This window comes from Stenotrophomonas sp. BR163 (genome assembly GCF_047520985.2).
Classification (GTDB): Bacteria; Pseudomonadota; Gammaproteobacteria; order Xanthomonadales; family Xanthomonadaceae; genus Stenotrophomonas; species Stenotrophomonas sepilia.
In genome coordinates, this window is sequence record NZ_JAXBRE020000018.1 from 56,274 (window position 1) to 75,162 (window position 18,889).

14 protein-coding genes are annotated in these 18,889 nt (G+C 66.5%); 3 read left to right on the top strand and 11 right to left on the bottom strand.

Annotated features, from left to right (window positions below; all coding sequences use genetic code 11):
* The first annotated feature begins 82 nt into the window (after nucleotides 1-82).
* Entirely contained in the window at nucleotides 83-2,029 is a 1,947-nt protein-coding gene (locus ACM0PY_RS14985) for an EAL domain-containing protein (RefSeq protein WP_180884421.1), read from the top strand.
* Here the strand turns inward: ACM0PY_RS14985 and ACM0PY_RS14990 are convergent.
* On the bottom strand, nucleotides 2,026-2,637 hold the full coding sequence (locus ACM0PY_RS14990; protein WP_134970420.1) for a TetR/AcrR family transcriptional regulator: 612 nt from the start codon (nucleotides 2,635-2,637) through the stop codon (nucleotides 2,026-2,028). The two genes, ACM0PY_RS14985 and ACM0PY_RS14990, sit on opposite strands and share 4 nt — an antisense overlap.
* 104 nt (nucleotides 2,638-2,741) lie before the next feature.
* Between ACM0PY_RS14990 and ACM0PY_RS14995 the strand changes: the two genes are divergently transcribed.
* Nucleotides 2,742-3,818, top strand: coding sequence for an MBL fold metallo-hydrolase (locus tag ACM0PY_RS14995; protein ID WP_180884423.1), 1,077 nt, complete (start codon nucleotides 2,742-2,744; stop codon nucleotides 3,816-3,818).
* A gap of 27 nt (nucleotides 3,819-3,845) precedes the next feature.
* On the opposite strand, the gene ACM0PY_RS15000 is transcribed toward ACM0PY_RS14995, so the two are convergent.
* A complete protein-coding gene (locus tag ACM0PY_RS15000) occupies nucleotides 3,846-4,343 on the bottom strand; it encodes a helix-turn-helix transcriptional regulator (protein WP_005416285.1) in 498 nt (165 codons plus the stop codon).
* A gap of 515 nt (nucleotides 4,344-4,858) precedes the next feature.
* On the opposite strand from ACM0PY_RS15000, the gene ACM0PY_RS15005 reads away from it, so the two are divergent.
* Complete coding sequence (locus ACM0PY_RS15005; RefSeq protein ID WP_180884425.1) at nucleotides 4,859-7,978, top strand: discoidin domain-containing protein; 3,120 nt, start codon at nucleotides 4,859-4,861, stop codon at nucleotides 7,976-7,978.
* A gap of 59 nt (nucleotides 7,979-8,037) precedes the next feature.
* On the opposite strand, the gene ACM0PY_RS15010 is transcribed toward ACM0PY_RS15005, so the two are convergent.
* The 9 genes from ACM0PY_RS15010 to ACM0PY_RS15050 form a co-directional block, all read right to left on the bottom strand.
* Nucleotides 8,038-9,015, bottom strand: coding sequence for an ABC transporter substrate-binding protein (locus ACM0PY_RS15010; protein ID WP_180884427.1), 978 nt, complete (start codon nucleotides 9,013-9,015; stop codon nucleotides 8,038-8,040).
* A gap of 16 nt (nucleotides 9,016-9,031) precedes the next feature.
* The gene (locus tag ACM0PY_RS15015; protein WP_180884429.1) at nucleotides 9,032-10,777 is read right to left on the bottom strand and encodes an ABC transporter permease subunit; all 1,746 of its coding nucleotides are present in this window, start codon (nucleotides 10,775-10,777) and stop codon (nucleotides 9,032-9,034) included.
* A complete protein-coding gene (locus ACM0PY_RS15020) occupies nucleotides 10,774-11,325 on the bottom strand; it encodes a GNAT family N-acetyltransferase (protein ID WP_134970432.1) in 552 nt (183 codons plus the stop codon). The genes ACM0PY_RS15015 and ACM0PY_RS15020 overlap by 4 nt, the downstream gene beginning before the upstream one ends.
* Complete coding sequence (locus ACM0PY_RS15025; protein WP_180884431.1) at nucleotides 11,322-12,542, bottom strand: M20 aminoacylase family protein; 1,221 nt, start codon at nucleotides 12,540-12,542, stop codon at nucleotides 11,322-11,324. The genes ACM0PY_RS15020 and ACM0PY_RS15025 overlap by 4 nt, the downstream gene beginning before the upstream one ends.
* Before the next feature lie 4 nt (nucleotides 12,543-12,546).
* Entirely contained in the window at nucleotides 12,547-13,890 is a 1,344-nt protein-coding gene (locus ACM0PY_RS15030; RefSeq protein ID WP_180884432.1) for an LLM class flavin-dependent oxidoreductase, read from the bottom strand.
* Nucleotides 13,891-13,909: 19 nt separating this feature from the next.
* Nucleotides 13,910-14,887, bottom strand: coding sequence for an MsnO8 family LLM class oxidoreductase (locus tag ACM0PY_RS15035; protein WP_180884434.1), 978 nt, complete (start codon nucleotides 14,885-14,887; stop codon nucleotides 13,910-13,912).
* 14 nt (nucleotides 14,888-14,901) lie between these two features.
* A complete protein-coding gene (locus tag ACM0PY_RS15040; protein ID WP_134970440.1) occupies nucleotides 14,902-15,264 on the bottom strand; it encodes a DUF3088 family protein in 363 nt (120 codons plus the stop codon).
* Nucleotides 15,265-15,420: 156 nt separating this feature from the next.
* On the bottom strand, nucleotides 15,421-16,002 hold the full coding sequence (gene msuE, locus ACM0PY_RS15045; RefSeq protein ID WP_111201757.1) for an FMN reductase: 582 nt from the start codon (nucleotides 16,000-16,002) through the stop codon (nucleotides 15,421-15,423).
* Between the two features lie 81 nt (nucleotides 16,003-16,083).
* On the bottom strand, nucleotides 16,084-18,660 hold the full coding sequence (locus ACM0PY_RS15050; RefSeq protein WP_414609376.1) for a TonB-dependent receptor plug domain-containing protein: 2,577 nt from the start codon (nucleotides 18,658-18,660) through the stop codon (nucleotides 16,084-16,086).
* Nucleotides 18,661-18,889 lie beyond the last annotated feature (229 nt).

Here is an 18,889-nt window from a genome sequence, read left to right on the forward strand (position 1 = left end):
GCAGAGCACCCTCAGTGGCCGCGCGCGCGGTCGTGGTTTACCCTGCTCGTCACTGGCCGTCGGTCACAGGCGGGAACCTGCTATGGATGCGCTTTCACGGGTCTCGGCCCAGGTCCTGGACAGCGCCCTGCCCAGCCTGCCGCTGTATCTGCTGCAGGCCACGGCAGTGATCGGCATGATCGGCGTGCTGCTGATCGCCACCCGTCGCGCCGGGCACGCCATAGAAGGCCGTCGCCTGTATGTCGGCGTAGCGCTGGGCCTGATCTACCTGTTCAATTCCTGGTTCGTGGCCCGTTATTCCCAGGGTGTCGTCAAACTGCACCTGGGCTTCGACATCCTGCTGGTCAGTGGCCTGCTGGGCGGCTGGCGCGGCGGCTTGGCCTGCCTGGCTGCCGCCCTGCTGGCCCGCTACCAGTTCGTCGGTATCCCGTTCTTCCTGCCTGCCAGCCTTGAGGCCGTGTTGCAGATGGTGGCGGGCGTCTGGCTGCGCAGGCACCTGTACCCGCGCATGCTCAACGAACTCTCGCCGCGCATGATCCTGCAGGCATGGTCCGTGCGTATCGGGGTAACCGCTCTGGGTCTGGCGCTGGGTGTGGCGATCATTGGCGCCGATCAACTGCCGGTGGCCGAGCTGGCGATCCAGCGCGTGCTGGCACTGCCGGTCTCGCTGCTCGTGCTCGGCGCCGTGTTCGCGCTGGTCTACAACGATGCCCAGATCGATGCGCAACGCCAGCGCGAACAGGCCTGGCTACGCATCGATCCGATCAGCGGGCTGCCCAACATGCGTGCGCTCGGTGAACGCCTGCAGCAGTACTGGCGGGATAACGACGGCACCGGCAAGGCCTGCCTGATCGTGGCCGAGATGGGCAACCTGCGCGATCTGCGCCTGCGCTACGGGCCGTTGCAGGACAACGGCCTGTGGCAGCGCGACAGCACCGAAGAGGTGCATCGGTTGTTGCCCTCGCTGCCGGCTGCGCAGCTGGAGATCCACCAGTTCGGTGATGCCGCGCTGGCGATCCTGGTGCGCGGCCTGACCTTGTCCACACTGCGCACGCAACCGCAGATCACCGAGCTGGCCAGCAACCTGGCCGATCGGGTCGGCCGCGATTGGCCGGGCTTCCGGCCGCTGTTCCGCTGTGCAGTGGTTGAATTGAAGCCCCCTGCTGATGCCGACGAAGGACATCTTCCGTTCCGCGCCATCACCGTGGCACTGAGCGCAATCGAGTCGGGCGTGGTGTTCTTCGATGACCCGATCCAGCGCGACAGCGAGATCGACGCCCTGATCGAGGTTGCCCTTGAGCACTGGCTGCAGCAGGGCAATGCGCCGCTGTGCTACCAGCCCAAGCATCGCCTGCAGGATCGCCAACTGGTCGGCGCCGAAGCACTGCTGCGCATGCGCGACGGCGAAGGCCGGCCGATTGCCCCGATGCGGGTGATCTCGCTGCTGCGCCGCCAGGGGCGGCTGGCAGACCTGGAATGGGCCACGCTGCGGTCGGCGGTGCACTTCCTGCAGCACTGCCGGCGGGACGGCGCGGCGCTGACCATTGCAGTCAATGTTTCAGCCGAATCGCTGCGCCTGCCCGACTTCGGCCTGCGCCTGCAGGAGCTGCTTCAGCTGCATGACATCCCCGGTGCGATGCTGCGCCTGGAGATCGTCGAATGGACCGAAATCGTCGAGCGCGACGTGGTCGATGCCAACATCGCACAGCTGCTGGCAGCCGGGGTCACCCTGTCGCTGGATGATTTCGGCGCCGGCTATTCAACCCTGATCCTGCTCTCGCAGCTGGCCATCGCCGAGGTCAAGATCGAGCAGGCGCTGATCGCCACGCTGTCCGACGCCAAGTCGCAGTCGATCGTGCGCTTCATCGTCGAGGTCGCGCACCGCTGCGGCGCGATCGTGGTGGCCGAGGGTACCGAGACCCTGGCCCAGGAACAGAAGCTGCGCGCACTCGGGGTGGATGTCGGCCAGGGCTACCTGTACTCGGCGGCGCTGCCGGCCGACGAATTCCGTCGCTTCGCAGCCGGCTAGACCGCGTAGAACCCCAGGAACATCGCCACCGCCGATTCGGCCACGCGCGCACGTTCCTGCGCGGTCAACGGTGGCTGCCCCATCGTGACCTGCGGCCAGAACGCGAAGCTCTTCACCAGCCCATGCAACTGGTGGCCGGCAAAGTCCGGATCCACCTCGCGCAGGCGGCCATCGGCAATTGCTGCGCGGATCCAGGCACTCTCGCCACTTTCCTTCTCGCCCATGCGGCAGACGATGGCCTGCGCGCGCTCCGGTGAATGGATGATCTCGGCCATCGCGACCCGCGCCAGATCGATGAAATTCCCATCGCTGAGCAGGTCCAGCTTCTGGCCCAGCAACTGCAGCAGCTGCGTCTGCAGCGGCTGGTCGGCGCGGTATGGCAGTGCGTCGCTGGCCACGCTGCGCTCCCACAGCTCCTCCAGGATCATCGAGAACAGTGCTTCCTTGCTCGGGAAATGGTTGTAGACGGTGCGCTTGGAGACCCCCGCCGCCTCGGCGATGCGGTCCATGCTGGTCGCCTCGTAGCCCGATGCACGGAACTCCTCCACCGCCGCGCGCACGATGGCGTCACGTTTGCGGTCGGTCAGGCGTTGCAGGGCACGGGACATGGCGGAAACCGGATAACTGAACGGATGCCTCCATTTTACACTCGACAGTGTACTTTTGAAAAACACGAAACTACACTGTGCAGTGTACTCAGCGGACGTCACCCATGAAGCGCCTGCTCCTTGTCCTCCTGCTCGGAATCCTCGCCGTGACCGCCTACACCTTCTGCAAGTCCTGGTCCCTTCCCGACTTCCCCGATTCGCCGCAGTACCGTGATGGCAGGTTCCGCAATGCCCTGCCCCGTCCGGCGATGGGCCTGCGCGACGGCGCGGAGATCTGGTGGACGTTCCTGTTCAACAAGCCCAAGGGCACCGTGCCCGCGCACCCGATTCCGGTGAAGCCGCTGGACCGCGCCACGCTGGACGCCGCACCGGATCGCAGCCTGTTCCGGCTGGGGCACTCCACGATCCTGCTGAAGCTGCGTGGCCAGTACTGGCTGACCGATCCGGTGTTCTCCGAGCGGGCCTCGCCGGTGCAGTGGATGGGGCCCGCACGCTTCCATGCACCGCCGATCAGCATCGACGCGCTGCCGCCGATCGCCGGTGTGATCCTCTCGCACAACCACTATGACCACCTGGACCATGCCGCGGTCATGCAGCTGGCCGGCAAGACCGCGCGCTTCATTGCACCGCTCGGCGTCGGCGACCAGCTGGTCGCGTGGGGGGTGGATGCGCGCAAGGTCGAGCAGCTGGACTGGTGGCAATCCACCGAAGCCAACGGCCTGCGCCTGACCGCGACCCCGGGCCAGCACTTCTCCGGCCGCGGGCTGGGTGACAGCGACCGCAGCCTGTGGGCTTCATGGGTGATCCAGGACGGTGACTTCCGCATTTTCTTCAGCGGCGACACCGGCTACTTCGACGGCTTCAAGGCCATCGGCGAGAAATACGGTCCGTTCGACCTGACCATGATCGAGACCGGCGCCTATGATCCGCGCTGGGCATTCGTGCACATGCAACCGGAACAGACGCTGCAGGCGCACCTGGACCTGCGCGGCAAGTGGCTGCTGCCGATCCACAACGGCACCTTCGATCTGGCACTGCATGCATGGCAGCAGCCGTTCGAGCGCATCACGGCGCTGGCCGCTGCAAACAATGTTCCAGTGGCTACGCCGATGATGGGCGAAGCACTGGACATGCAGGCGCCGCAGGCGGGTACGCGCTGGTGGGAGACGGTGGAGCTGTAATGCGGTCGGCTCCGATTCTGGCCGCCGCTACGTCTTCGGATGAAGCCTGCGCCCTTCCCGGGCCAGATTGATCTGTAGCGCAGCGGCGGCGAGCTCGGTCATTTCCGTCGTGACTTTCCCGCTGCCGCGCGCTCGCAGCCAACCGAGAATGTCGACGAGATGCCAGATCGAGGTCGAGCCGTCATGCACGGGGGACGGAAACGACTGCGGGTTGGCCAGCATGAGCTTCCGCATGTTCTGGCGCGACATTCCGAGCAGGTCTGCGACGTCAGTGAGCCCAACCAGATCGGGGCTCACTTCAACCAGTTCGGCACCGGGCACGGCCCGCTGCACATCGTCCAGCGCCGAACGCAGGGCAGCCCCTGCGCTATCTGCTTCGCGGCAGAACGCCAAGGCCAGCCGTCCCGGCAGCCCAAGGCCCACAAGCGCGTCGTCACAGCCGCCTTCGGCCAGGCGCTGCTCGAGGACGCCGATTTCAATACCTGTGTCCGGCAAGCGGTACTTCAGGGTGAAGTTGAATTCCATGATTGACCCCCTTCGCTTCTGACGAAGCGTGATCTCATTGCTCACGACTGCAGTTCTCGACCACACGCCGCAAGGCTCTTGCATGATGGCTGCCGCTACGTGGTGTGCTCCAGATGCTCACGATGCAGAACTCCCCGCATCGGCAATCGGTGTCGTTGTAAGGGCAATACATCCGGCCCCACGCATGGCCGCCCGCCATACGGAGCCTCCACCCACGATCCTCCGCGAACTGCAACGCCGCTTCGATGTCCTTGTCTGGATGACGCCCTCGAGACATTCCTTGTTCTCCATAGTCTGCACACGGCTCACATTGGTTGTCAAATGACAACCCACTTAAAAGGACTTTCGACGTGACCCTAACCAATTCGAGCTACACGTCCAGAGCCACATCCGTCAGGCCTCCCGTGGTGGCAGCGGCAGGGTCCAGTGGCGCTGCAGTGCGTCATGTAACCGATTACATCCCTTGCTAGCGTAGCGCTCGCCCGATTCCGGTCGAACCTGCGAGGCTGTCCGTAATGACGTTGCGCCCCGAACGCTCCAAGGTCTCCACACCGTTCTTCCCATTACGCTCTGCCGCGGCCCTGCTGTTGGCCGCCCTGGCCTCCAGCGCACAGGCACAGACCCTTCCCCCGCGCAGCCAATGGCAGGCCAGCAGTTCCTCGCAGCAAGTGCCGGCGATGGCGATCAGCCACCTGATCGACGGCAACCCGAAGACCGTTACCGGCGGTGCATTCAGTCCGGGCCACTGGTTCCAGATCGATCTCGGCGCGCCTGCAATGCTGGCCGGCGCGCGCCTCACCTGGGATGTCTCCAATCCGGAAGGCTATTCGCTGCAGACCTCACTGGACGGCAGGCAGTGGCAGACCGCGTACACGATGGCCGATTCGCTTGGCGACGTGGAAACGCTGTACTTCGCGCCACGGCAGGCGCGCTACCTGCGGCTGGCCAGCCCGCAGCGCACTTCCGATTGGGGCGTGTCGATCTTCGAGATGGAGCCGCTGGACAGCACGCTCAGCGCACGCGTCAGCGGTATCGATGCAGCGCAGGCGGCGGCGCTCTGGCAAGGCGGCGGCACCGTCGCGATGCCGGCCGGGGCAAATGGATCCCATACGTTCGAGATCACGCTGCCGCAGGCCCAATCAACGGCTGGCCTGGTGGTCGACTGGGCCGATGGCGCACGAGGCGCTGCCCGACTACAGGCGCAGGATGCACGGGGCCGTTGGCAGGACCTCGCACACGATGCACAGGCGGCCAGTCACCGGCAAAGCTGGCTGACCGCCACTGCAGCACAACCATTGCGTGCTTTCCGCCTGAGCGTGGACGGCGCTGCGCCGCAGATCGCACGCCTGCGCCTGCTCGGTCCGAAAGCCGTGATGACGCCGATGAAGCAGTATCAGATCGTCGCCAGCGGCGCCCAGCGCGCATTGTTCCCGGCCTCGCTGCAGATGCAGCAGACCTACTGGACGGCCGTGGGTGTGCATGCAGGACGACAGAAGTCGATCTTCGACGAGTACGGCAACCTGGAAGCCTTCAAGGGCGCACCGCTGGTGCAGCCCATCTGGCGCAATGCCGATGGCCAAACCGCGGGCGCCGCCGGGCAGGCCATGCAGCATGCCTTGCGCGACGGCTGGAAGCCGATGCCCTCCGCCACCTGGTCACCGCAACCCGGCCTGCAGTTGCGCAGTGAAGTATTCGCCATCGAGCGCGATGGCCAGCCGGTGACCTTCCTGCGGCATCGCCTGCAGAACACGGGAAGCACGAAGATCGAAGGCACGCTCAGCCTGGTCGTGCGCCCGATGCAGATGAATCCGCCATGGCAGAACGGCGGGCTGTCCCCGATCCGCGAGGTGGCCATCGATAGGCAATCCGTGCGCGTCAATGGCCGCACGCTGCTGCAGTCGCTCACGCCGGTGGCTGCGTCGGGTGCGGCGCCATTCGGCAAGGATGGCGCAACGGAGATCACCGCGACCCTCGCTGCCGGCCAGCTGCCTTCCACGCAACAGGTGCGTGATGATCAGGGGCTTGCCTCGGCTGCATTGAACTACCGCGTCTCGTTGGCGCCGGGAACCAGTGATGCCGTCGTGGTCGCGTTCCCGTTGGGCACCGCCGCCGCCGATGCCAATGGCGTGCTGCCCGAAGCGCCTGCGCTGGATCTGGCCACGCTGCCCCACGATGCCAGTGCGGCGTTTGATTCACTGGCCACGCAGGCGTCTGCGGACTGGCAGGCACGGCTGGGCCAGGTCGGCCTGCGCCTGCCCGATCCGTCGCTGGTGGACATGCTGCGCGCGCAGGCCGCCTACATGCTGATCAACCAGACCGGTCCAGCCATGCAGCCCGGCCCGCGCAACTACAACCGTTCCTTCATCCGCGACGGCATGGCCACCTCGGCGGTGCTGCTGCGGATGGGCGAAGCCCGCGTGGCGCGCGACTACCTGGCCTGGTACAGCGAACACGGCGTGCATGCCAACGGCCTGGTCTCACCGATCCTCAACGACGATGGCAGCGTCAACACCGGCTTTGGATCGGACATCGAGTACGACAGTCAGGGCCAGTACGTCGCGCTGGTGGCCGATGTCGCGCGCCTGGACGGCGGCCCCGAATCTGTGCGTGGCTATCTGCCGAAAGTGAAAGCAGCGCTGCGCTTCCTGCAGGAACTGCGCGAGCGCACGCTGGTGCCCGGTTACAAGGCTGACCAGCCTTCGCCGGAACGGTTCGCGGGCATTCTTGCGCCGTCGATCAGCCATGAGGGCTATCCGTCGCCCACCCACAGCTACTGGGACGACTACTGGGGCCTGAAGGGGTGGCACGACGGCGCCTGGCTGGCCGAATCGCTCGGCGACCACCAGACCGCAGCCTGGGCGCGCGAACAATACAAGCTGCTCTACGACGCACTGCATGCATCGATCCGGGCGACGATGGCGTGGAAGGGCATCGACTTCATTCCCTCCTCGGCCGACCTGGGTGATGGCGATCCCACCGGCGTTTCGATCGCACTGGACCCGACCGGTGCGCAGAGCGTGTTGCCTGCAGATGCGTTGCGGACCACCTTCGCCCGCTATCTGGAGGACGTGCGCGAGCGCAGCCAGCCCGGTGCGCTGTATGCGTACACACCGTACGAGATCCGCAACGTGCTGAGTTACGTACACCTGGGCCAGCCGCACGTCGCCGATGAGCTGCTGCAGGGGCTGCTGCATGACCGGCGCCCGCTTCAGTGGCAGGTGCTGGCCGAGGTCGTGCACTCACGCCTGCGCTTTCCTCGCTACCTGGGCGACATGCCGCATACCTGGATCGGTGCCGAATACGGCCGCACGCTGTTCGGCATGCTGATGCGCGAAGACGATGATGCGCTCTCGCTGCTGCCGGGCACGCCCCCCTCGTGGGTGGCGGGCGATGGATTGGCGGTGGAACGCCTGCCCACCGCGTATGGCACGTTGCAGATGCAGGCACGGCAACGCGACGGCACGCTATCGATCACGCTGGGCAAGGGCCTGCGCAACGGGACGGCGGTGAAGGTCTGGTGGCCGGCGCGGACGATGCCGAAGACCGTGCGTGTGGATGGGCGCGACGTTACCGCGTTCGACGCGGAGGGCGTGCGCCTGGCAAGACCATTCAGAACGCTGGAGGCGCGTTGGTAGAGCAGCCGAGCATGGCTCGGCTCTACAGAAGCAGCGGTAGCGCCGGGCCACGCCCGGTGTCATTGCAGCGTCGGCAACCCCGGCGGATTGGTCTGCGATTGCGGCACCGCCTCCTCGGCCACGTTCCAGCGCTTCAATGCCTGCGCATAGGTGCCGCTGCCGATCTGGGTGTTCAACGCCTGCGTCACCGCATCGGCCAGGCCGCTGCCCTTGCGCGTGGCCACCGAGATCGCCGCAGCGTTCGGCCAGCCACCGGGGAACAGGCCCACGCGCCGCACCTTGCCATCGCGTGCCGAGTAGGCGCCGGTGGCATTGGGCTCGAACGAGACATCGGCGCGGCCAGTGATCACCGCCAAGCGGCCGACCACGGCGTCATCGAAGTACTGGTACTCCACCGGTTTCAGGCCGGCCGCAATGTTCCGCCGGTCCCACTGCCGCAGGATCTGGTCCTGGTTGGTGCTGGCGCCCACCACCACCTTCAGCCCGGCCACATCAGCGGGTTTCTCGATCTTCTGGATGGGCCCATCGCTGCGCGTGTAGATGCCCAGAAGATCGTAGCGGTAGCTGGAGAAGTCGAACTTCTTCTTGCGCTCTTCGGTCACCGTCACGTTCGACAGCACAGCATCGTACTTGCCCGATTCCAGCCCCAGCGGCCAGTCCGCCCACGCGACCGGCACGATCACCAGCTTCAGGCCCAACGCATCGGCAATCAGCCGCGCGATGTCGGGCTCGATGCCGACCACGTCCTTGCTGTCGGCGCCGTAGTCGGCCAGCGGTAGCTGCCCCGGATGGGTGGCTACGGTAAACGCACCAGGGGTGACGAACTGATAGCCGGCGGGGATCAACGCCTGCGCCTTCGGGTCAAACGTGCCCTTCAGCACGGCCGTGTTCGCACCGGCCAGGCTGGTCGCGGCCACAGTGGCAGCCTCCGGGGCCTGGCGCACGCGCGAGTAGACGATGCCGGCGATGCCGATGACCAGCACCGCCACGATCAACAGGGTGCTGCGCGAGGGGCGACGCGGCGCTGCAGGGCTCATGGTGTTCCTTCCGGGGTTACAGGGTCTTGGCCAGGAAATCGGCGGTGCGTTGCTGGCGCGGGCGCTCGAACAGAGCCTCGGGCGTGCCCTGCTCGATCACCCGGCCCTGGTCCATCATCACCACGTGGTCGGCCACGCGGCGGGCGAAGCTCAATTCATGGGTGACAATTACCAGCGTGGTGCCGGAGCGGGCCAGCTCTTCGATCACACTGAGCACTTCGGCCACCAGTTCCGGGTCCAGCGCAGAGGTGGGTTCGTCGAACAGCAGCACCTTCGGTTGCAACGCCAGCGCGCGGGCGATCGCGATGCGCTGCTGCTGGCCACCGGACAGCTGGCGCGGGAAGGCATCGGCCTTGTCGGCCAGGCCGACCCGTTCCAGCAGCGTGCGCGCCTGCTGCTCGGCCTGCGCGCGCGGCACACCGCGTACTGCGATCGGCGCTTCGATGATGTTCTCCAGCGCGGTCAGGTGCGGGAACAGGTTGAAGCCCTGGAACACCATGCCCACTTCGGCGCGCCGGCGGCGGATCTCGCGTTCGGGCAGCTCATACAGGTTGTCGCCATCGCGGCGGTAGCCGATCAGCTGGCCGCCAACGGTCACGTAGCCGCTGTCAGCGCGTTCCAGGTGGTTGATCAGCCGCAGCAGCGTGGACTTGCCGGCGCCGGACGGGCCGATCAGCACCGTCACGCTGCCGGCGCGCAGGTCCAGGTGCACATCCTCCAGCACCGGCTGGTCGCCAAACACCTTGCCTACGCCGTGCAGCGATACCGCCGCGCCCTCGCCCGCTTCGACCTGGGTGGCGATGCGCGGTCGGTGGATCACGCGCGGCGCAGCATCACTCTGCACGCGCAGCAGCGATGACACCCGCGACACCGAGCGCTCGCGCTGCAGCTGGCCGCGCGCGAAGCGCTGCTCCACCCGTCGCTGCAGCAGTGAAAGTACGGTCAGGATCACCAGGTACCAGACCGTGGCCACCATCAGCAGCGGCACCACCTCCAGGTTGCGGCGGTAGATCACCTGCACCGTGTAGAACAGCTCAGGCAGCGCCAGCACGTAGACCACCGAAGTGCTCTTGGCCAGGCCGATCACATCGTTGAACGCGGCCGGCAGGATCGAGCGCATCGCCTGCGGCAGGATGATGCGGCGCACCTGGCGGCCACGTGGCAGGCCCAGCGCGGCCGCGGCCTCGTACTGGCCGTGGTCAACCGACAGAATGCCGCCGCGGATCACTTCGGCCGAGAACGCGGCCTGGTTCAGGGTCAGGCCCAGCACCGCAGCAGTGAACACACCGATCAGCTGCGTGGTCGGGTACGAGAACAGGTTGATGCCGGTGAACGGCACGCCCAGCTCGATGGTGCTGTACAGGTAGCCCAGGTTGTTCAGCAGCAGCAACAGCACCAGCAGCGGGATCGAGCGGAACAGCCACACGTAGCCCCACGACACCGCCGACAGCAGCGGCGAGCCGGAGACGCGGGCCAGCGCAAGCAACGTGCCCAAGGCGAAGCCGAGGCCAGTACCGAGCGCGGTCAGCAGCAGCGTGCGGGCCAGTCCCTCAAGCACTGGGCGCGCGAAGAACCATTCGGCGAAGGTGCCCCAGCCCCAGCGCGGATTGCCCAGCACGGACTGCAGCCCGATCAGGATCAGCGCCAGTGCCAGCACCGTGCCGAAGACCTGCAGCGGATGCCGGGCCGGCACGATCTTCAGCGCCGGCGCTGGCGCCGGCCGGGTTGCAATGCCATCCAGCGCGGTCGAAGGCGTGCTCACGCGTGGGCTCCTTGCAGCTGGGTCTGTGCAGGCACGATGGGGGGCGCCGGTGCCCGCAGGTGCTTTTCGAACGGCAGGTGCGAAATGGTTTCGGGATCCGCGTCCAGATCGAACAGCGCGGTGTAACCATGGCTGAGGTACAGGCCAACAGCTTCAGGCTGGCGGAAGCCCGTCGTCAGGAACACCCGCCGATACCCTTGCCGCGCCGCCTGCTCTTCCAGCTCCTGCAGCACGCGCCGCGCAATGCCCTGGCGACGCAGCCCGGGCAGCGTCCAGACGCGCTTGAATTCGGCGGTATCCGGATCACGGTGCGGCATGAACGCACCGCCGGAAATCGCCATCCCGTCGCGCAGCAGCAGCACGAAGGCGCCCACCGGGGCCGCAAAGGCCTGCGCCGGATAGCGCTGCAGCTCCTCGCGGGCGCTGCCACCGATGCGTCGACGCACGTCGGCGTAGCGGCTGTCGTACTCCTGCTCCAGGCCGTCGAACAGCGGCCGCGCCAGTGGGTCATCCACCGAGGTGTAGAGGAAGCGTTCGTTGCTGCTCATGCCACGTCCTTCACCAGATAGTCTTCGGCCAGCCGTGCCCACAGGCTGGCAGCGGATGCAATGGCGGCGTCGTTGAACACATAGCGTGGGCTGTGCAACGGTGCGCTGTCGCCGTTGCCGACGAACACGAAGCTGCCGGGCCGCGCCTGCAGCAGGAAGGCAAAGTCCTCACTGGCGGTGCGCGGTGCGAAGTCGGGCACCACCTGTCCGGCGCCGAAGCCCTGCACCGCCACCTTGCGGACGTAGGCGGTCTGCTGCGGATGGTTGATCACGCTGGGGAAGCCGCGCGGGAATTCAATCTCGGCGCGCGCGCCGAACGCGGCGGCGGCCTGCTCTGCAAGTTCCGTGACCCGGCGTCGCAGCGTGTCGCGCACCTCGGGCAGGTAGGCGCGCACGGTCAGCTTCAGTTCGACCACGTCCGGAATCACATTGGCAGCCTGGCCGCCGTGGATCGAGCCGACGGTGACCACGCCCATCTGCCGCGGATCGACATTGCGCGACACCACGCTCTGCAGCGCGGTGACGATGTGCGCTGCCGCCAGGATCGGGTCGACGCTGCCCTGCGGTTCGGCACCATGTCCGCCCTTGCCGATCACCTTCAGCCGCGCCCAGTCCACCGATGCCATCGCCGGACCATCGACGAAGCCGAAGTGGCCGACCGGTACGCCGGGCCAGTTGTGCAGCCCATAGATCGCATCCACCGGGAAGCGCTCGAACAGGCCATCGGCCATCATCTTCGATGCACCCGAACCGGTTTCTTCCGCAGGCTGGAACACCAGCTGCAAGGTGCCGTCGATATTGCCGTGATGGGCAAGGTAATGCGCGGCGGACAGCAGGATGGCGGTATGGCCATCGTGACCGCAGGCATGCATCAGCCCGTCGGTCTGGCTGGCGTAAGCCAGCCCGGAGTCTTCGTGGATCGGCAAGGCATCGATGTCCGCACGCAGCCCCAGCCGACGAGTGCCCTGCCCGCGTTGCAGCGTGCCGACCACGCCGGTGCCACCGAGGCCGGTGGTCACCTCATAACCCCATTGCTGCAGAAGTTCGGCCACGCGGGCGCTGGTGCGATGCTCTTCGAAGGCCAGCTCCGGGTGCCGGTGCAGGTCATGGCGGATCGCAATGGCGGCCTCGGCGCGTGCTGCGATTTCGGGCAGTACGCCTGTTGTTGGGGAATTCCGCCGGGCCTGGCCCGGTGCTACTGCGGTTTCTCCGCTCATTGCCCTACCCCACCTTCCGCGCCGGTTCGGCGTCGGTCGCATACCGGCTGGCCTTGTATGGCAGGCCCAGATGCTCGCGCAGCGTCTGCCCTTCCAGCGCGCGCTGGTGGTAGCCCCGCGCCTGCAGGATCGGCAATACCTGGGTCACGAAATCGTCCAGGCCCTCGCGCTGCGCGGCAAAGCCGAGAATGAAGCCATCGCTGGCACCGGCATCGAACCAGCGGATCAGCTCAGCGGCCACCTGCTCGGGTGTACCGATGAAGTTTGGTCGCGGGCTCACTGCCTCCAATGCCACCTGGCGCAGGCTCAGGCCCTTCTCACGCGCATCCTGCTTGATGCGGTCGGTGGTGGAGCGGAACGAGTTGCTGCCGATGTCACCCAGCTCCGGGAACGGTGCATCCGGGTCGTACTGGCTGAAATCGTGGTGATCGAAGAACCGGCCGAGATAGGCCAGCGCATCCTCCAGCGTTGCCAGTGCGGCAATCGCCTGGTACTTGGCTTCAGCCTCCTCGGCAGTACGGCCGACGATGGGGCCGATGCCCGGAAAGATCTTCACGTCATTGCCGCTGCGGCCATGCGCGATCGCCGAATTCTTCACCTTCTGGGTGAACGCGCGGGTTTCCTCCAGCGACGGCGAGTGGGTGAACACCGCGTCGGCGTACTTGCCGGCCAGCGCGATGCCGTCGTCGGACGAACCGGCCTGGAAGATCACCGGCTGGCCCTGCGGCGAACGCTGGATGTTGAGCGGCCCTTCCACCTGGAAGAAGCGGCCCTTGTGGTCGAGGCGGCGGAACTTTTCCGGCGCGAAGAACGTACCGCTGTCACGCTCGCGCACGAAGGCGTCGTCGTCCCAGGAATCCCACAGCCCCTGCACCACCTCCAGATACTCGTCGGCGATCTGGTAGCGCAGCGCATGTTCCGGGTGTGGCCGGCCATAGTTGCGGCCCGAACCCTCCAGTGGCGAGGTCACCACGTTCCAGCCGGCACGACCGCCGCTGAGCAGATCCAGCGAGGCGAACTGGCGGGCCACGGTGAACGGATCGCTGTAGGACGTCGACAGCGTGCCGGCCAGGCCGATCTTCTTCGTTGCCGTGGCCAGCGCCGACAGCAGCGAGATCGGCTCGAAGCGGTTGAGGAAATGTGGGATCGACTTCTCGTTGATATACAACCCGTCGGCCACGAAGCCGAAGGCGATACCGTTGTCCTCGGCCGTGCGTGCGATGTCGATGTAGAACTGCAGGTTGACGCTGGCATCAGCCGGATTGGACGGATGCTTCCAGGCATGCATGTGGCTGCCGGGGCCCTGCAGCATGATGCCGAACGGAATGTGGCGCGGGGTTGTGCTCATTGGGAATCGCTCCTGCAGGTCAGGCCACCGCCGCGCGCGGCGCAGGCGACAGCAGTTCGAGGGATGTCAGGCGTGCGTCGAGGTCGGCCACCGGCGCGTCGAGGATGAACTCGCCCACGCCGAAACGCCGGTGCAGCGCGTCCAGTTCGCCGCGCACATGCTGCGCATCACCGGACAGCACGCTGGGGCGCGTTTCCTCGATGCGGAAGTCGGCCACGCCCACCTGGCGCGCGTACTCGGCAGCCGCCTCGGGGCTGGGCAGGTTCACCGCCTGCCCGGGACCGAGGTGCAGCTTGTAAACGCGCAGCGCGCCGATATGACGCGCTGCTGCTTCGGTCGTCGGTGCGGCGAAGGCCACCGTGGCCAGCAACGGCGGCTGCGTGGAGACACTGCGGTAGGCGTCGAACGCGGCCTCGATATGTTTCGGGTCGCCATCGAAGTGCGCGGCGTAGACGAAGCGCCAGCCCAGTTCGGCTGCCTGCCACGCGCTCTGCAGGCTGGCACCGAGCAGGAAGCGCTCCGGTGCCTGCTGCGGGATCGGGCGTGCCGCCGCCTCGGTGTCGGTGCTGGAAAGATAGTCCTCCAGATCGCGCAGCTGCTGGTCGAAATCGGCAAACCCCGGTCGCCCCGCTGCCAATGCCGCCGTAGCAGCCGGCAGGCCACCGGGCGCCTTGCCCACCCCAAGATCCACGCGCCCCGGCGCCAACGCCGCCAGCAGGTTGAAGCTCTCTGCAACCTTGTACGGCGCATAGTGGCGCAGCATCACCCCGCCACTGCCGATGCGGATGCGCCGGGTCTGCGCCAGCACCCAGGCGGCCAGCACTTCCGGCGCCGGGCTGGCAAGCGCCGGGGCAGCATGGTGCTCGGCGAACCAGTACCGGTGGTAACCCAGCTGCTCGGCACGCTGCGCCAGCTGCAGGCTGTTGCGCAGCGCCTGTTCGGGCGAAGCACCTTCGGCCACCGGGCTCTTGTCCAGCACACTGATGAGATAGCTCACGGTCGCGTCCTCGCTCAGGGGTGGGCTACAGGAATGCCAAGCAATCCGTTCAGCGCGGCCAGGATCGGCTCGGCGCCGGAGATGTACTGGCGGTCCTGGTGGGCGCCACTGGCCAGTTCGCTGCGCACGCCCTGCGGCAGCACCAGCTTGGGCAACGACTGGTCCTGCTCGCCGATCTCGGCGATCACCTCGCGGCGTGGCCGCGCGAAGCCAATGCGACGTACGTCCAGCTGCGCGTCGAGGCCGTCGATGCTCGACAGCGCCCCTTCCAGCAACAGGCTTTGCCGGCAGAAGAAGCGCTGGCCGGGAATCTGGCCATCCTCGAACTCGCGGTCGAGCAGGAACAGGATGGGTTTGCTTGCTGCGTCCAACGCCACGGGAGTGTCCTCATCAGGGCCGGCAATGCGATGCCGCTTCGATTTCGATGCTAGGGATGCCGGTGCTTGCGGTGGCGATACCAGGCGACAATCGGCGGTCAGATCCGGCCATGCAGATGCGCCTTGGCCATAAGCAAAGCGCCGTCGGTTATGCCGTCAGGCAATGCGTCGCAGCGGCGCCGGTACCGCCGGCGCCTGCACGACCAGATGCCCGGCCGCACGCTCGGTCGCCAGCGCGATGCGGGCCTGCAACGCTGCACTGTTGATGTGCTCGCCATCAAAGTCGGCAGGCGTGGCATACACCCCGATCGGAAGCGTGTGCGCCTGCAGGAAACTGAACAACGGCCGCAACTGATGGTCGATCACCAGTGCATGGCGCTCGCTGCCCCCGGTCGCCGCCAGCAGCACCGGTGTATCCACCAGCGCCTCCAGCTCGATGAAGTCGACCAGGTGCTTGAACAGCCCCGGATACGACCCCCGATACACCGGCGCGGCCACCACCAGCAGCTCGGCCGCCTCGATCGTCTGCAACGCCTGCTCCACCGCAGGCTCCGCCTCATCGCGAGACAACGACTGCCCCAGCGAGCGCGCGATCGGCGCCAGCTCCACCACCTCCACGCTGGCGTGTACCCGCTGCTGCAACGACGCCAACAGGTGCCGCACCAGCAGCAACGTGCGCGACGTCGCCGAGCTGGTCGGTGACCCTACCACTGCAACCACCTTCAATGCAGAAGACATGAACTGCTCCTCGATGATGCCGAACCCCGTCCGGCCGCCTTTCGCGTTCTGTAGAGCCGAGCCATGCTCGGCTGCTCCACCTCAGAACCGGTAATTGATCCGCCCGTACCAGAACGTCCCGATCCGGCTCAGCACATCGCCCGAATCCCACGTCGTCTCGATGCTGGCCACATCGGCAGCACTGCGCGCGTACTCCGGCACCCTGCGCGTGCGCTTGTCGAACACGTTGTTGACGCCCAGCGCCGCGCTCCAGCCCGCACCCAGCTCCACCGCACCTGAAAGGTTGGTCACCAGCACCGGCGGCTGCCTGTATTCCACGCCGTTGTTCAGGCGCTTGATCGGGCCGTAGTAGGTGAAGTCGACATTCGAGCGCCAGCGTCCGTTCTGCCAGCCCAAGCCCGCCACCTGGGTGTAGCTGGGCGTGCGGAAGCGCAGTGCGTACTCGCTGGATTTGGTCAGCAGGTTGATATTGGGCAGCCCCTGCAGCGCCGGCGGAATATCACTGATCTTCCGGATCGTGGTGCGGCCGACGTTGGCCGCGTAGCTCCAGCGCAGCTTGCCCCACGCGGTTTCCTGGTTCGCTTCCAGGGTCAGCTCGACGCCACGGGTACGGGTATTGCCCACGTTGGTGAAGTAGCTGGCGTAGAACGCATCACCCGGCAGGATGCTGATGCCGGCCGAACCCAGCAAGGCATCGATGGTGTTCTTCTGCGCCGCACTCAGCACCGTGCCGCTGTTGTCGGTAATGCGCGCTGGATCCTGCGCGTTGTAGCCGATCTGGCTGGACTGGCCGAGCTGGCCGCGGATGTCGATCTGGTAGGCATCCACGGCCAGGTGGAACGCCGGGCTCGGGTCCCAGGTCACGCCCAGGCTGTAGTTGGTGGCCTTTTCCGGCTTCAGCGGTGTGGCACCCAACGCAATCGCCGCCGGCGAAGACACCTGTGCCACCAGCGTGGTGCCGCACGGGCAGCTGCCGGTGGCCTGGTAGAACTGCGCGCCCAGGCTGGGCGCATGGAAGCCATTGCTGACCGTCGCGCGTACACCCAACGCGTCGGTGAAGTCGAAGCGCGTGGTCAGTCGGCCCGTGGACACGCTGCCGAAGTCGGAATGATCTTCCCAGCGTGCAGCGGCATCCAGATACCAGCGCGCGGTGATGGTGCTGGCCGCGCCCACATAGACCGCCTTGCTGTTGCGCGTCGCCTTCACCGCATCGGCGGTGGAGTAGCCGACGAACGCGGCGGCACCGAAGCCGGTGTAGGACTCCCACTGCCCTGCCCCGCGCTCATACTGTTCATGCTGGTACTCGGCGCCGGCGCTCACTTCCAGCGGCGAAGCAAATGCCGCCACCTCGAAGCCACGGCGCAGGTCCAGGTTGGCGATGCCCTGCTGGTAGTCCAGCTTGCCATCATAGAAATCGGTGGGCGAACCGGGGTACGGCAGCGAGTAGTTCACCGAGTTGCGGGTATAGGTGCGTACCGTGCTGCGGTTGCCGGTCAGGCTGGCGTCGTAGTCCCAGCCCGCGATCTGCCCTTTCACACCTGCGGTGCCGGTGTACTGCTTCTCCTTGGTTTCCAGCACTGGCAGGAAGCCATCAGGAAACACACTCAGCACGCCAGGTGCCTTGTAGGTGGTGAAGATGGTCGCCGGCAGGCGGAAGTTCTGGATCGCCTGCGCGGTGCGATCACTGGCGGTGGCATTGGCGTAGAACTGGGCGCTCTCGCCCAGGCCATGGCCCACGTTCACCGCAAGAGCCTTCAGCGCATACGATGGCGAACTGAGGATGGTGTTGGCCTCGGCATCGCGGTCGGCCTCGGCCGGGTTCGGCGATGCACCGGCCGGCAACCGGTTGTTCGGTCGCAGCGCGACCAGATTGCCGTTGGCATCTACCGCCGGATAGCTCAGATAGCCATCGATGTAGCGGCGGGTACGGATCGCGTGGTGCTGCCGCGTGGTCTCACCGGACAGGTTGACGAAGCCATCGGCGCCCCACGGCAGGCCCACATTGGCACGCACGCTGGTGCGCGAGCCATCGCCATCAATGCTCTGCCCGCTTTCCACGGAAAGCTCGCCACCGTGCGCCTGCGACTTCAGGATCACGTTGACCACGCCGGTGATTGCGTCCGAGCCATAGATGGCCGACGCACCATCGCGCAGCACTTCCACATGGTCGATGGCCGACACCGGAATCAGCGCCAGGTCGGCCCAGGCGTGGCCCGGGAAGCCGCCGCCGTTGGCACCGCTCACATAGGCACTGGCATTGCGGCGCTTGCCGTTCACCAGCACCAGCGTGTAACCCGGCGAGAGATTGCGCAGCTGGTAGCCACGGATCAGGCTCTCCTGGTCGCTCTGGTAGCCACCGATCTGGCTCAGCGACGGCAGGCTGCGCTGCAACGCTTCCAGCAGGTTGCCCTGGCCAGTCGCAGCAAGGTCCTCTGCGGAAATCACATCGATCGGTGTGGAACTGTTCTTCACCGTACGCGTGCTGGTGCGCGAACCGGTGACCACCACCGCATCCAGCGTGGACGCTGCCACGTTGGCCGTCGCGGCGGTGGCAGCAGGATCTGCATCGGCTTCAGCCGCATGGCTGGGCGAAGCGGCAAGAATGGCTGTGATCAGAACAGCGAGAGTGCTCAGGACAGGGGCGTGGGCGGCAGGCATGGGGGCTCGTGGGGGTGGGCCGGAAACACGCTTCCATTCAAGGGCCTGTTCACCCACCGCGACAGGCGCGATCGCGTCACCCAGCCGTAACATCCGGCCACCCACATGACCGCTGGTAATGACGTTAGGTGGCCGCAACGGTGCGCTGCTGCCTGTAGAGCCGAGCCCACGCTCGGCTGCTCTTCGCGACGGCGTCAGATGCATCCCCCCTGCCGGTATTGAGCCGAGC

Excerpts from the sequence above, each read along its gene's own strand:
- ACM0PY_RS14985 (WP_180884421.1), top strand. The coding sequence starts at position 83 with ATGGATGCGCTTTCACGGGTCTCGGCCCAGGTCCTGGACAGCGCCCTG.
- ACM0PY_RS14990 (WP_134970420.1), bottom strand. The coding sequence starts at position 2,637 with ATGTCCCGTGCCCTGCAACGCCTGACCGACCGCAAACGTGACGCCATC.
- ACM0PY_RS14995 (WP_180884423.1), top strand. The coding sequence starts at position 2,742 with ATGAAGCGCCTGCTCCTTGTCCTCCTGCTCGGAATCCTCGCCGTGACC.
- ACM0PY_RS15000 (WP_005416285.1), bottom strand. The coding sequence starts at position 4,343 with ATGGAATTCAACTTCACCCTGAAGTACCGCTTGCCGGACACAGGTATT.
- ACM0PY_RS15005 (WP_180884425.1), top strand. The coding sequence starts at position 4,859 with ATGACGTTGCGCCCCGAACGCTCCAAGGTCTCCACACCGTTCTTCCCA.
- ACM0PY_RS15010 (WP_180884427.1), bottom strand. The coding sequence starts at position 9,015 with ATGAGCCCTGCAGCGCCGCGTCGCCCCTCGCGCAGCACCCTGTTGATC.
- ACM0PY_RS15020 (WP_134970432.1), bottom strand. The coding sequence starts at position 11,325 with ATGAGCAGCAACGAACGCTTCCTCTACACCTCGGTGGATGACCCACTG.
- ACM0PY_RS15025 (WP_180884431.1), bottom strand. The coding sequence starts at position 12,542 with ATGAGCGGAGAAACCGCAGTAGCACCGGGCCAGGCCCGGCGGAATTCC.
- ACM0PY_RS15030 (WP_180884432.1), bottom strand. The coding sequence starts at position 13,890 with ATGAGCACAACCCCGCGCCACATTCCGTTCGGCATCATGCTGCAGGGC.
- msuE (WP_111201757.1), bottom strand. The coding sequence starts at position 16,002 with ATGTCTTCTGCATTGAAGGTGGTTGCAGTGGTAGGGTCACCGACCAGC.
- ACM0PY_RS15050 (WP_414609376.1), bottom strand. The coding sequence starts at position 18,660 with ATGCCTGCCGCCCACGCCCCTGTCCTGAGCACTCTCGCTGTTCTGATC.